Annotated in this window: 12 protein-coding genes and 1 tRNA gene; 2 read left to right on the top strand and 11 right to left on the bottom strand. The window is 56.0% G+C overall.

Features of this window, described 5'->3' with window-relative positions; translation table 11 throughout:
- Positions 1-143: 143 nt before the first annotated feature.
- The 9 genes from DBV39_RS17250 to tyrS form a co-directional block, all read right to left on the bottom strand.
- Positions 144-527, bottom strand: coding sequence for a hypothetical protein (locus tag DBV39_RS17250; protein WP_108622601.1), 384 nt, complete (start codon positions 525-527; stop codon positions 144-146).
- Between the two features lie 91 nt (positions 528-618).
- On the bottom strand, positions 619-1,812 hold the full coding sequence (locus DBV39_RS17245) for a tyrosine-type recombinase/integrase (RefSeq protein WP_108622600.1): 1,194 nt from the start codon (positions 1,810-1,812) through the stop codon (positions 619-621).
- Between the two features lie 148 nt (positions 1,813-1,960).
- Positions 1,961-2,051 (bottom strand) — tRNA-Ser (locus tag DBV39_RS17240).
- Between the two features lie 85 nt (positions 2,052-2,136).
- Complete coding sequence (locus DBV39_RS17235) at positions 2,137-2,763, bottom strand: riboflavin synthase (protein WP_108623355.1); 627 nt, start codon at positions 2,761-2,763, stop codon at positions 2,137-2,139.
- Between the two features lie 35 nt (positions 2,764-2,798).
- The gene (gene ribD / locus DBV39_RS17230) at positions 2,799-3,929 is read right to left on the bottom strand and encodes a bifunctional diaminohydroxyphosphoribosylaminopyrimidine deaminase/5-amino-6-(5-phosphoribosylamino)uracil reductase RibD (RefSeq protein WP_193853036.1); all 1,131 of its coding nucleotides are present in this window, start codon (positions 3,927-3,929) and stop codon (positions 2,799-2,801) included.
- Positions 3,930-3,991: 62 nt separating this feature from the next.
- Positions 3,992-4,462, bottom strand: coding sequence for a transcriptional regulator NrdR (nrdR, locus tag DBV39_RS17225; RefSeq protein ID WP_108622598.1), 471 nt, complete (start codon positions 4,460-4,462; stop codon positions 3,992-3,994).
- Positions 4,463-4,480: 18 nt separating this feature from the next.
- Positions 4,481-5,725 carry a serine hydroxymethyltransferase gene (gene glyA / locus DBV39_RS17220; RefSeq protein WP_108622597.1) on the bottom strand — a complete coding sequence of 415 codons (1,245 nt, stop codon included), beginning with the start codon at positions 5,723-5,725 and terminating at the stop codon, positions 4,481-4,483.
- A gap of 205 nt (positions 5,726-5,930) precedes the next feature.
- Positions 5,931-6,572 (bottom strand): YbhB/YbcL family Raf kinase inhibitor-like protein, encoded by a 642-nt coding sequence (locus DBV39_RS17210; RefSeq protein ID WP_108623354.1) that lies wholly within the window; start codon positions 6,570-6,572, stop codon positions 5,931-5,933.
- 108 nt (positions 6,573-6,680) lie between these two features.
- Positions 6,681-7,907 carry a tyrosine--tRNA ligase gene (gene tyrS, locus DBV39_RS17205; RefSeq protein WP_108622595.1) on the bottom strand — a complete coding sequence of 409 codons (1,227 nt, stop codon included), beginning with the start codon at positions 7,905-7,907 and terminating at the stop codon, positions 6,681-6,683.
- 219 nt (positions 7,908-8,126) lie between these two features.
- Between tyrS and DBV39_RS17200 the strand changes: the two genes are divergently transcribed.
- Together DBV39_RS17200 and DBV39_RS17195 are read left to right on the top strand one after the other, a co-directional pair.
- On the top strand, positions 8,127-9,488 hold the full coding sequence (locus DBV39_RS17200) for a M23 family metallopeptidase (protein ID WP_108622594.1): 1,362 nt from the start codon (positions 8,127-8,129) through the stop codon (positions 9,486-9,488).
- Between the two features lie 124 nt (positions 9,489-9,612).
- Positions 9,613-10,719 (top strand): anhydro-N-acetylmuramic acid kinase, encoded by a 1,107-nt coding sequence (locus DBV39_RS17195; protein ID WP_108622593.1) that lies wholly within the window; start codon positions 9,613-9,615, stop codon positions 10,717-10,719.
- Between the two features lie 2 nt (positions 10,720-10,721).
- Here the strand turns inward: DBV39_RS17195 and DBV39_RS17190 are convergent, their stop codons facing one another.
- Together DBV39_RS17190 and DBV39_RS17185 are read right to left on the bottom strand one after the other, a co-directional pair.
- On the bottom strand, positions 10,722-11,423 hold the full coding sequence (locus tag DBV39_RS17190) for a response regulator transcription factor (protein ID WP_108622592.1): 702 nt from the start codon (positions 11,421-11,423) through the stop codon (positions 10,722-10,724).
- Positions 11,399-13,345, bottom strand: coding sequence for a sensor histidine kinase (locus DBV39_RS17185; protein WP_159079015.1), 1,947 nt, complete (start codon positions 13,343-13,345; stop codon positions 11,399-11,401). Before DBV39_RS17185 ends, DBV39_RS17190 begins: the two co-directional genes overlap by 25 nt.
- Positions 13,346-13,420 lie beyond the last annotated feature (75 nt).

Below are 13,420 nucleotides of genomic sequence, written 5' to 3'. Positions count from 1 at the left end.
GCGAGTTCAAAAAGCTCAGTGTGCTGCGATTGACAATCTGTCTGGTTAACAGCCCATCGTTCACAATCAAGGTCCGGCCAGCCTGATAGATATCAACCGCCCTGTCGTTGGCCGCATCGGCAACCAGCGCGTACCATCGTTGATCAACTGGTTGACCATGCCATCAAGCACGATGGCTGTGCCCCCGTGCGCGGACACCACCGCAGGCCTGGCGACGTAGATGTAGGGGTCCTTACCACTAGTGTCCGTACATGGACGCCTGCTGCGTAGCTTGCACCAAGCCACCCTTCAGCCAGCATCGCGATGACATACGCGTCAATCTCAAGCTCATCAATTTCCTTCAGCATGTTTGGAACATCGGATGGCATACCCACAGCGTCAACAATTTCAAGGATTCTCAGAATGGTTCTCTCTTGCTTTCGAAGCATCGCGAAGTAGTCGACAAGCTCTGACTCATCCACGTCAACAATAATGTGCTTCGTTGTCTTAAGAGTCGCCCTGGGCGCTGTTCCGTCATCGTCTTTCATGCTGTCCTCACATCGTCCGATTGAATAAGGACCAATGTCAGACCGGTGGGCTATCCGACTCCCCCGTCGGAGTAGACATTGGCTTAGGCTGTCATGCTCTGACCATTGGAATAACATTCTCCACGCGCAAAACATCCAAGTATTGCGCCCATGCTTGCATCATCTTTGCCCGCTGTGCCAGATAAAGTGCATGGTTGTACGCGGCGCTCGTCTCGTCGCGCTCTTGGTGAGCTAGCTGTAACTCAATGTGCTCATGCGGCCAACCTTGCTCATGCAATATGGTTGACGCCACCCCCCTGAAACCATGGCCTGTCATGCGCCCCCTGTATCCCATGCGATACAAGGCATAAAGAATCGTGTTGTTGCTCATGTGGGTTGGCTTGCCGGTGTCAGCAGGGAACACAAAGGGCCTGCCATATGACAGGGCTTGCAGCTTCTGTAGGACTGCCAGCGCCTGAGTGCTGAGCGGGACAATGTGAGGGGTGCGCATTTTCATACGCTCTGCCGGAACCGTCCATCTTGCCGCGTCAAAATCAAATTCTTCCCACCTGGCCCCGATCAGTTCACCCGTGCGTACAAAGGTCAGCGCCATCAACTGCAAAGCCAGGCGGGTATGTTCGCCCCCGGTGTAGGCGTCAATGTCTCTCAGCAACTGCGGCAAGTCCTTGGCGTCAATTCGTGCGTAGTTGCGCTTCTTACGTGCGGGCAGAATGTCAGATGGTTGAATGTCGGATACGGGGTTTCGCGTTGCCATGTCATGCGCGACAGCATGCCGCATGATCTGACTACACTTTTGCAACTGCCTCTTTGCAATATCCAGCGCGCCCCGTGCCTCAATCGCTTTGATGCAATCCCTGACTTGCGCTGCAGTCAGCTCATCAGCAGGGATGCTGCCCAGTGCCGGGAATATGTCCAGTTCCAGCCGCCGCCAGACTTCAGAAGCGTGCTTTTCGGTCTTGTTGGGTTTCCAATGCTGAAACCACTTTTGAGCCACAGCGCCAAAGGTCAGCGCATCGGCCATCTTCTCAGCCTTGCGCTGAGCCATGGGGTCAATGCCACTTGCAATCTGCCGCTTCACGTCAATGTGAAGTTCACGCGCTGCAGCAAGGGTGATGACAGGATATGTGCCGTATGAAACCGTTTTGCGCTTGTCATCAAACCTGTAGTCGTACCGCCAGTACTTGCCCTTTGTGTTGACTAGCAGATACAGGCCCGTACCATCGGCCAGTTTGTACGGCTTGTCCTTCGCTTTGGCCTGCCTGACAGCCACATCAGATAGCTTCATGACGGTATTTCAGATACCGTCCAAAGTACCGTCAGGTGACGGTATAAGTCAATCCACTACCGTACATTGCTGTAGACACAAAAAAACCCGCAATGCCAGTAAACATGCGGGTTTAGTCTAATGTTGTACACGGTTGTATACAGGTAATTGGCGGACAGAGGGGGATTCGAACCCCCGATACGCTTTGAACGTATACACGCTTTCCAGGCGTGCGCCTTCAACCACTCGGCCACCTGTCCTGCTTCACTGCTACTTTCTGCCACACACCAGCCTTTGGCTGCGTCTGACGTAAGGGCACGAGTGTAACAGACTCAGAAAAAAAGTTCAGCGCCCGGTAATCCGGGTCGCTTTGATCATCCGATGAACATATCGGGCAATTGTATCCACCTCGATATTGACCGGATCTCCCGGTTTCAGATGCTGCAACGTGGTCATGGCAACGGTGTGCGGGATGAGATTGATATGAAACCTGGTTGACCCATCGAGATCGACCACATCATTGACGGTCAGGCTCACGCCGTTAACAGCAACAGAACCCTTATAGGCCAGATACGTACCAAGATTTGAAGGCACATCGATCACCAGCTTCCAGGACTCGCCAACCTGATGAAACTCGATCACCTTGCCCAATCCGTCGACGTGCCCGGAAACCAGGTGCCCGCCCAGCGGATCACCGAGGCAGAGCGACTTCTCCAGATTCACCTGCCCGACTGCACTCAACCCGACAGTGCGATTCAGACTTTCACGCGAAACATCCACCGTGAATCCGCCTTGCGTCATGGTCGTGACCGTCATGCACGCACCTTGTACGGCGATCGAATCCCCTGTCTTCACATCAGACATATCGAGACTGCCTGCTTCAATCGACAGACGCAAACCCGACTCTTCGCCCATCTCGATTGGACTGACTTTGGTAATGACACCCACAGCCTGCACAATTCCAGTAAACACAATCACTCTCCAAAGTTCATTCGAATCGATTCGATTTAACCTGTCGTCCAGCGGTCATTTGCCTGCAGGACCTTCAGTCGAATCTGCTCCCAGCGATCAACAGACCTTGCTCTGAGCCGGATATCTTCACCAATCTGACAGCTATCCATGAAGGTCAGTCTGGATGCCTGCTCCAGACCGTCAATGGTTGGAATCGCCAGCATGGGTGCTCCACCGCCAAGAAACACTGGCGCCATATAGATCAGCAACTCGTCGACCCTGCCCGCGCGCCATAAAGCTCCATTGAGTCGCGCCCCGGCCTCAATATGCACTTCATTGAAGCCATGTTTTGCCAACCAGCGCATCACCGCATCGAGATCCACATATGATGGTTGATAGAAGTCGGGCAATGCTACGACAATTGCGCCCCGGTCTCTGAGCCGCCGGACCTTGTCATCATCGGCAGTCGCCACGAATATCATAAGCCCGGGCTCATCAAGCAATCTGGCCGTTTCCGGAACATCCAGTGAGGCATCAATCAAGGCTCTGGCCGGCTGACGTGGTGTCTGCACGGCACGGACGTTTAGCTGAGGGTCATCGGCCTTAACTGTTCCGATACCAGTCAGCACCACACAGCTTCTTGCTCGCCAGTGATGGCCGTCGGCCCGTGCTTCGGATCCGGTGATCCACTTGGACTTGCCGTTAACCGTGGCCGTATGGCGATCCATCGATGCCGCAACCTTGACCCAGGAGTATGGCAACCCGAAAAGCATACGTGATACGAATCCCGGATTGATCTCAAGCGCCTGCTCCGCCGCCACGCCAACAGTTACTTCGATACCGGCTTGCCGAAGCGAAGCGACACCTCGACCGGCAACCGAAGGGTTTGGGTCGACATGGGCAATCACCACTCGTTCAGGGTTCGCTTGAATCAACGCATGAACGCAAGGCGGGGTTTTACCGAAATGGCTACATGGCTCCAGCGTGACATAAATCGTGGTGCCTGATGCGGCCAGGCCTCTCGCTTTGAGTTCCCTGAGCGCCATTACCTCCGCATGCGCCTGCCCTGCAAGCTGTGTTGCTCCCTCGGCCAGCAGCTGACCGTCTCTGACAATCACACATCCCACCCGGGGATTGGGAGAAGGGACGTAGAGCACGGATCGGGCAAGATCCAGAGCACGACTCATCCAGCGATGATCATCTCGGTCTGGGAGACAACGGGATTGTTCCATCAGTCTGGCTTCAGCCTCTACTTCGATCCGAGCGGCTTGGCATTCTGCATTTCCTTGATGGCCTGCACAAATTCACCAATATCCTCAAAGCTTTTGTAGACTGAAGCAAAGCGCACGTAAGCAACCTTATCGAGCCGGTTGAGCTCGTCCATGACCAGCGCGCCAATCTCCTCAGTGGAAGTCTCTCTCTGCCCGCTGGTGAGGAGTTTCTCTTCGATCCGGGTCACGACCTCATCAATCTGGTCGGTGCTCACAGGCCGCTTGCGCAAGGCCAGTTTCAGGCTGGCCTTGAGTTTGGACGCGTCGTATTCATGACGACTGCCGTTGCGCTTGACCACCGTCGGCATGGCGAGCTCGGCCCGCTCGAACGTGGTAAATCGCTTGTCACAATGTTCGCAACGTCGCCGACGGCGAATGAAATCCCCCTCCTCACCAACACGGGAGTCCACAACCGAAGTTTCGGAGTGACCACAATAGGGGCATCTCATCGTCAGCTGGTGCGCACGTTAGCGGTAAACAGGAAAAGCCGAGGTCAGCGCGTGAACGCGTTCACGCACACGGGCCAGATTCTCGTCGTTTCTAGGATCATCCAGTACGTCAGCGATCAGATTGGCGGTCGCTTCAGCCTCAGCCTCGCCAAATCCGCGCGTGGTCATGGCTGGCGTACCCAGACGCACGCCACTGGTGACAAACGGCTTCTCCGGATCATTCGGGATGGCATTCTTGTTCACAGTGATGTGCGCAGCACCAAGCGCCTGCTCGGCGTCCTTACCGGTGATGCCCTTGGCACGAAGATCAACCAGCATCACGTGGCTTTCTGTCTTGCCAGAAACGATCCGCAGGCCGCGGTTAACCAGTGTCTGGGCCAGTACGTCCGCGTTACGAACCACCTGAGCCGCATACTGCTTGAACTCTGGTTGCAGCGCTTCCTTGAACGCGACTGCCTTGGCTGCAATCACGTGCATCAGCGGACCACCCTGGATGCCAGGGAAGATGGCCGAGTTGATGATTTTCTCGTGCTCGGCCTTCATGAGGATCACGCCTCCGCGAGGGCCGCGCAGTGACTTGTGGGTCGTCGAGGTCACGAAGTCAGCATGCGGGACCGGGTTGGGGTAGGCGCCTCCGGCAATCAGGCCCGCATAGTGAGCTGCGTCCACCAGAAGGTAAGCATTGTTCTCGCGCGCAATCCGCGCGAGGCGCTCGAAGTCGATGCGCAACGAATACGCCGAGGCACCGGCCACGATCAGCTTGGGCTTCTCGGTTCTGGCAAGCTCTTCTACCTTGTCGTAGTCCAGCACTTCATTCGCGTCCAGACCGTACTGCACAAACCGGTAGAGCTTTCCGGAGGCATTGACTGATGCCCCGTGCGTCAGGTGACCGCCTTCTGCCAGGCTCATTCCCAGTACCGTGTCGCCCGGCTTCAGAACGGCCATGTAGACTGCCTGATTGGCCTGTGAACCGGAATTTGGCTGGACGTTTGCGGCCTCGGCACCAAAGAGAGCTTTCAGGCGCTCAATTGCCAGCTGTTCCACAATATCGACGAACTCACACCCGCCGTAGTAACGCTTGCCGGGATACCCTTCGGCGTACTTGTTGGTCATCTGCGAGCCCTGTGCCTGCATAACGGCTGGGCTCGTGTAGTTTTCTGAGGCGATCAACTCGATGTGCTGTTCCTGTCGGCGGTCTTCCTTCTGGATGGCATCCCACACCTCGGGATCAACACGATCAAGAGTCAATTTACGGTCGAACATGGATTTTCCTGGCAAGGTTTTAAGAATCTGGCTTGTCGGCTGCAATGTTGTCCGGGACCACCCGGGGCTGCGCGATCAAAGAGGGAAGATTGTAGCGCCTGGAAACAGTCAGAGAGCAGGTCTCGCACCTGGAACCCTCAAGGCATCTCAGGATACCTTGAGGCACAACAAAAAACAGATCAGCCATTCAGACGATCGAGAAGGATCAGCCTAGAGCCTTTGGAGCCAGGTCCGGGTTCAGCGTGTACAGCCCCATGATGCTGGCTTGATCCAGAATGTGGCCCTGGATGCGCTCAAGCACCTGGGCTGCCGTAAATGAGCCATCGACCGGAACTGTATCGATATCGAGTGCATACACCGTAAAGATGTAGCGGTGGTTGATCTCGTCGTTCCATGGAGGGCACGGACCGTCGTATCCGAAATACTCACCCGACATGTCTCGATCGGCTGCAAACCAGCTGGTGTAATCATTGATGCCCTGCCGGGTATCACCAGCTGCCAGTGGACCGCCTTTGCCGCGTGGAGTGATGCTGTTGCTGAACTCCCCTTCCTCTATCTCACGCCTGTCTGCAGGCACGTCGACCAGAATCCAGTGATAGAAGTTGGTGCGCGGCAGATCAGCCGGCACCGTTCGGCCCTCCTGATTGACGTCGTCCGCGCTGGTCGGTGCATCAGGATCGTGGCAGATGACCACAAAGGACTTCGTGCCGGCAGGCACGTCATCCCAGATCAACTGGGGGTTGATGTTGTCGGCCAGAGCAATGTGAATGTCCGGATCTATCCGGCCGAAAGCATACCGCTCAGGGATGAACGCCTGATCCGCAAATGACAAGCTAGAAACTTTCATGAACATCCTCCTCAAACGATGCAGAACAGAGCTGCACCACAAAATCGGATCGACGATCCACGCAAACCCGTCCAGACAGTCTGGCCAAAGGTGCTGGCGCCTCTCCGACTAGCCTACCGTAACACGTGCAAACTTACGTTTTCCAACCTGAATAATAAAAGTTCCCTTATGAAGCATCAGTGATTTGTCGGACACCCTCTCTCCGTCTACTCTCACGCCCGCTTGCTCCACGTTGCGCTGGGCCTCGGACCCAGAACTGACCAGACCGGACTCACGCAGCACCTTCAGGATCCCCACCGGCCCTTGCGGGACGGTGATCTCAGGCATGTCATCAGGGATAGCGCCATCCCGAAACCGGGATTCGAAGTTCGACAACCCTTGCTGTGCCGCATCATTTCCATGAAACCGCCCTACGATCTCAAGGGCGAGTTCAACCTTGACATCCCGTGGGTTCCTGCCCTGCTCAACAGCAGCCTTGAGTACCGCGATATCGTCCAGCGACCTGAAGGATAGCAACTCATAATAACGCCACATCAGCGTATCCGATATCGACATGAGCTTGCCGAACATTTCATTAGCGGGCTCGGAAATACCGATGTAGTTGCCTTTGCTCTTGGACATCTTCTCGACACCGTCGGTTCCCTCAAGCAGCGGCATAGTAAGAATGCACTGAGGCTCCTGACCGTATTCACGCTGCAACTCGCGGCCAACCAGCAGGTTGAACTTCTGGTCCGTCCCTCCAAGCTCCATGTCGGCCTTGAGTGCGACAGAGTCGTAACCCTGCATGAGCGGGTATAAAAACTCATGAACCGAGATTGCCACGCCCTGACGGAACCGCTGGGTGAAATCCTCTCGTTCCATCATCCTCGCCACGGTGTAACGCGAAGCCAACTGGATCATGCCACGCGCACCTAGCGGGTCACACCATTCCGAGTTGTAGCGGATTTCTGTGCGTTCGGGATCCAGAACCATGCTGGCCTGTGCGTAGTACGTGCTGGCGTTGGCTTCGATCTGCTCGCGGGTCAGAGGTGGACGAGTACTGTTACGCCCCGAGGGATCTCCGATCATCGAAGTGAAGTCACCGATCAGGAAGATCACCGTATGCCCGAGATCCTGCAGCTGGCGTAACTTGTTCAAAACAACGGTATGCCCCAGATGGATATCCGGTGCGGTCGGGTCCAGTCCTAGCTTGATGCGCAGCGGGATACCTGTGGCTTCACTGCGTGCGAGTTTCTGCTCGAACTCTCGCTCAACGAGCAACTCATCGCAGCCGCGCGTGACAACGCGCATGCTTTCCTTCACGCGGTCGGTGACCGGATACGTTTTTTGTGTCATGGCTGATCGGGTATCTTGCAAAGTATGAAAATCCGTTGGGATCACCGGGACCGGTTACAGATTCATTGGTTACAGATTCGTAACAGTTTGAATCATGGCGTCGAATCCGTTGTAGATCACGAAGAAATTAGGCTAACATTATGACAGCTTTGGGCTTTACTTCAGAAATCCAGCGAAGTTGCATGCCCCCTTCCCCAGTCATCAGCAACGAGATCACCTATGCAAGATATACAGGCCGCGCGTCGTCGCCCCAAAAAAATGGCAGCCCGACTTACGGCAGGCTTGTGTTTAGGTGGTTTGCTGGTGGGAGCCGGCGCGGTCGCCATGGTTCAGCCAAAACAAGCGGCGCCAGATATCCGCTTGCTGGTATCGGACGTCATGCGAGTTCCACTGGTCGCAGTTCAAGCGCCTCAGCAGCAAACTCAGGAAGATTCGTTTTTCTCGGAGACTCGCATTCAGTCAGGCGACAACCTCTCGACCATTTTTGAGCGACTCGGCGTCAGTGAAGATGGACTCATGCAGTTCATCACGGTTAACAAGGACGCCCGCTCAGCCTACAAGCTCTACCCGGGCAGAACTGTGCAGGCAGCGGTTGGTGCAGATGGAGCCATGCAGTGGTTACGATACATCCACACCCCCGGCGCTCAGGACGGCCTGGATCACGTCACAGAGTACCTTGAGATCATCAAGACGGGTGATCGCGAATTTCTCGCCCGAGAAGTCGCCGAGAAAACCGAGTCCCAGACGCACGTCGGATTCGGTACCATCAACTCCTCACTTTTTGCGGCAACGGATGCAGCGGGAATCCCGGACGGTGTCACGTTGCAGATGGCCGAAGTTCTAGGCGGAAAAATTGATTTTGTTCGCGATCTTCGTCAGGGCGATTCGTTTCGTGTGATCTACGAAACCCGCTATCACGAAGGCCGGCCCGCCGGCACTGGTCGCGTTCTTGCTGTCGAGTTTGTCAACAAAGGCGAAAAAGCCGAAGCATTCTGGTTCGAACCAGAAGGTGGGTCTGGCGGGTATTACGACAGCAATGGAAAGAGCCTCAAAGGCGCGTTTCTTCGCAACGCCATTCCGTTTACGCGGATCAGCTCGACTTTTGGTATGCGCAAGCACCCCATACACAATCGCTGGCGCCAGCACAGCGGCATCGATTTCGCAGCGCCAACTGGCACACCCATTCAGGCCACATCGGATGGTGTCGTCGAGTCGATAGGACGCAAGGGTGGCTACGGAAACACGATCGTGCTGCGTCACCCCAACAACATCACCACACTTTATGCTCACCAGAGCCGCTTTGCAAAAGGCCTCAAGAAAGGTGATCGCGTTTCCCAGGGACAGGTCATCGGCTACGTCGGCTCGACCGGCTGGTCCACTGGCCCACACCTGCACTACGAGTTCCGTGTGAGCAACAAGCCTGTGGATCCGCTTGGCGTCAAAATGCCCGAAGCCGTAGTGCTTGATGACAAGCAACGCGAACAATTTGTTTCGCTGGTCAACCCGCTTCGCAATCAGCTTGAGCGCATGGCCATGCTGCAAGACGAGAACCCGGACCTGCTCAAACTGGCGGCCAGATAAAGGCCCCGGAGCACTCATCTCGACACAGACGGCTCTTTATGAGCCGTTTTGTCTTATGGGCTGATCCATTACCCGCAGACCCTCTGATACTCATGGGTTGGCCTCTCAAAAGTGCGTGACCGATATGCAACCAGATTCGCTTTACATTGGCATCATGTCCGGCACAAGCCTCGATGGCGTGGATGCCGTTCTTTGCCGGATCAGTGATGACGGCAAACCTTCGTTTGTTGCACGACATCACGAGCCATTCGGCCCCGCGATCAGGCAGCAGATTCTTGACCTGAACACTTCCTTGCATGACGAATTGCACCTGGCAGCATTGACGGCGAACACACTCGCAAAGACCTACGCAACCTGTGTCAGCGGACTTCTTCAGAACTCGAATGTCAACGTCGATAAAGTCCGCGCTATCGGCGTTCATGGCCAGACGGTTCGCCACCAGCCTGCCCTTGGATACACGATCCAGATCAATTCACCTGCCCTTCTGGCTGAATTGACAGGCATTGACGTGATCGGTGACTTCAGAAGTCGTGATATCGCCGCGGGTGGACAGGGCGCTCCACTGGTTCCGGCATTCCACGCAGAGGTGTTCAAGGGACCAGGGACCCGCGTGATCCTGAACCTGGGGGGGATCGCCAATGTGACCATCCTGAGAGAAAGCGGCGAGGTTGTCGGGTTCGACACGGGCCCGGCCAACATGCTCATGGATGCCTGGTGCGAGCGACACACCGGCCTACCCTTCGATGAAGACGGGAAATGGGGCGCGAGCGGTCAGGTCAACTTGCCACTGCTGGAGAAGCTGCTGACTTCCCAGCCCTGGTTTGATCAGCCTGCGCCCAAGTCAACTGGTCGCGACATGTTCAATATGCCGTGGCTTGAGTCCATACTCTCGCAGTTCCCCGACACTCTGCTGCCCGCAGACGTCCAGGCGACCTTGCAGCACCTGACTGCCCTGTCAGTGCTGACCGCACTTGAGCGGGCCGGAGTCTCATCTCCTGACCTGTTTGTGTGTGGAGGTGGCGCCAGGAACTCGGCGGTGATGCAGTTACTTCGAGAGCTTGGTGCAACATCAGCCAAGGCAACTGACGTGCTCGGCATCCCGGCGCAGGATGTCGAAGCGGTCGCTTTTGCCTGGCTAGCCTGGGCATTCGTGCAACGCAGGCCAGCCAATCTGCCACAAGTCACGGGCGCAAGGGCAGAACGGATACTAGGCGCACTCTGGCCAGCGTGAGATCATCTCACGACTACCTGGCAGGACAGGCGGTAGCCGACACCCCGCACAAATGCAATCGGGTTGCCGGAAAGCGCGACAACCAGCTTTTTACGTAGCCGGGAGATTCTGACCTCGATCGCATGTCCGTTGACAATCTGGCTGTCTGATTGCAAGATCTCTGCAATTTGCCATGACTCCAGCGTACTCTGAGGTGCCGCTGCCAAGGCAGCCATGACCTTTGCTTCCGACAAGCTCAGGGAAATGGTAGAACCCGCAACCTCTAGACACAATCGGTCGCGATACAGAAAAGCGATCTGATCTGAATCATCGGCCGATCCAGTCGGTGATCCTCGCCTGCGTTCAGAGACGATTTCCACTGCACGCAACAGCTCCTGCCCTTTCACGGGTTTTGATAAACACAGATCAGCGCCACTGGCGTATCCGTCAAGCTGGCTTTCGACACCAGACCGGGCAGTCACCATGATGAAGGAAGCATTAGGAAATATCGGTCTGAGTCGCTTTAAAAGCGTCACCCCTGACTCCTCGGGCAAATTCCAGTCCACGATAAACGTATCTACTTCGGCCAGACTTGCATATTCCTGCAGGTCCTCAGCCGAACTCAAACCGATCGCTTTGTGCCCTGCCCGCTCCAGGACTCGACAGAACATCGCGTTCAGCGCCTCGTGGTCTTCGATGATCAGGACGTGCTGGCCGGCAGCCATAAAGCAAACTCCACGTGTGTCTGGCCAGGACGATATTCAATCGCCCCGTGTTGAAGGTGTGCAAACGTTTCGACGAGGTACAGGCCCAGCCCCGTTCCAGAAAGATGTCGGGCCGATTCCGCCCGGTAATATTTCCTGAACACATTCGCCGGGTCAGGCTTGCCCGCAATCCCGACAGCATTGGAGACCAGAAGTTCAAAACCGGTCTGCGAACGACTGAACCTCTGATGCGTGCTCTCACGCACAGTGATTGTGACCGGTTGGTCGGGATCACCATATTTGAGTGCGTTCTCCACGAGGTTACTGACAATTCGCTCGATAAGCAGCGGCGCACCGAGCACAGACGCAGCCACAGGCAGATGGCACAGCAGGAACACCGAGTCAGCATCGCGGCTCAGGTGCTCGCGCACGACCTGCACCAGGTCCACAGGCTCAAACGCAACAGCCCCGAGCGTTTCGCTCAGACCCTCAATCGAGCGTTCAACGACGGCCCGGATTTCTTCGATCGAACGGTCTGCGAGCCTGCGCTCAGATGGCTCGCGCACCCACTCCTCAACTGACAGTTGCAACACTGAGAGCGGGGTCTTGATCTCGTGCCCGATCATCTCGATCATCCGTGCCTGCTCCTCTCTGGCGAGTCGCTCGGCGAGCAATTCCCCTTGAACACGGGCAGCTACCTGGGTCGCCCTGATCTGTCGCTGTTCGATATCTCTGGCACGCAAGAGCAGCATGGTCATCAGCAACACCGAACTGATCACGCTATGAAACAGAAATGCGTGCAAAATCAATTCATTACCCTGATAAAAACCAAGCACCTGGGTGGCCCCCAGTCCGAGCAACAGCAAAATGATGCCGTAATAGATCACCAGCGTCTGTTTGGACAGCGGACCAAACTGCTCCACCGACGCGCGTGACCCAGCTTGCGCGGCGTACAGGCGCCCTTGCTGTGAGTCACGCATGGGCGCCGGCAGCAACAACACACAGGCAAACACGATGCAAGGCACGACCAGCGTTGTCAGGGTGGCGGCTCTGAGCCCCGCCTGCATCAAATCGAGCATACCCAGCACGATCGAAACGACCGGTACCAGATAGAAAACCTGGCATACGCGAATCGGCCAGCCCTTGAGGCCATAGTCAGTCAACACCCCGACATGGAACCACAGACCAATCAGCACCAGCACAAATATCGAGTACGAGAACACCTGATCCGGACTCAGACCAGCTGGCAACAAAAACACGAGATATCCGAGATAGCCGACGCAATACAAGGTGACAGCAAGGTGCTTAAGTAAAAAACGGCCTATCAGTGCATCCCGTTTCGCAAACCACTCGAGTGCCGACCAAAGCAAGATCAGACCCACAACCCCAAAAAACAGTCCGTGCCAGAATGTCTGAGCTCCTATCACCTCCATGAACACTTGTGGGGAAAGAACCTGCACGTCCAGCAAGTGCGCACTTGTCGAACGCAGACGCAGGTAGATGTCCCGATCATCAGGAGTATTAGGTATGCTGAACCCAGGGCTGGTCGGACGCAGCAAAAACGCCGGATCCGACACCGCATCACCCGTTGACTGCGGATTCCAGTCAAGCGCAGGATCGAACAAGGTGAGCTCGTTGACATAGGCCGGTCGGATTCTGACCATCAGATCCTTCTGGTCTGCGTTAGCTCCAACACCCGCTACGGTCAGGCGAACCCAGGTTGTACCGGGCCGATACCCAAGGCTCAATACCCCGGTGTAAGCGTGATACGTGGATTGTCTCGCCTGCGCAAGACCGGCCTCTGACGATGCGTCGTACCAGTACGCGCTTGCGCGCAGAAAGTCAGAATACGATGCAGGTGACTGAGCCACAGCCATCGCGGCACTCATTGACAGAAGCCACCCAAGTGCGACAGCCAGACAAAAGCCCGGAACCTGCCTCATGCTTTGTGCTCCGCGCAAACACCGCTGCACCCCTGACACTCGACTAAGGACCATGGCGAAACGGATCGGATTGTT

The organism is Orrella marina, assembly GCF_003058465.1.
In the GTDB taxonomy this organism is placed as follows: Bacteria; Pseudomonadota; Gammaproteobacteria; order Burkholderiales; family Burkholderiaceae_B; genus Algicoccus; species Algicoccus marinus.
Note: the sequence above shows the minus strand (reverse complement) of the source record. Positions and strands in the feature narration are given on the sequence as shown.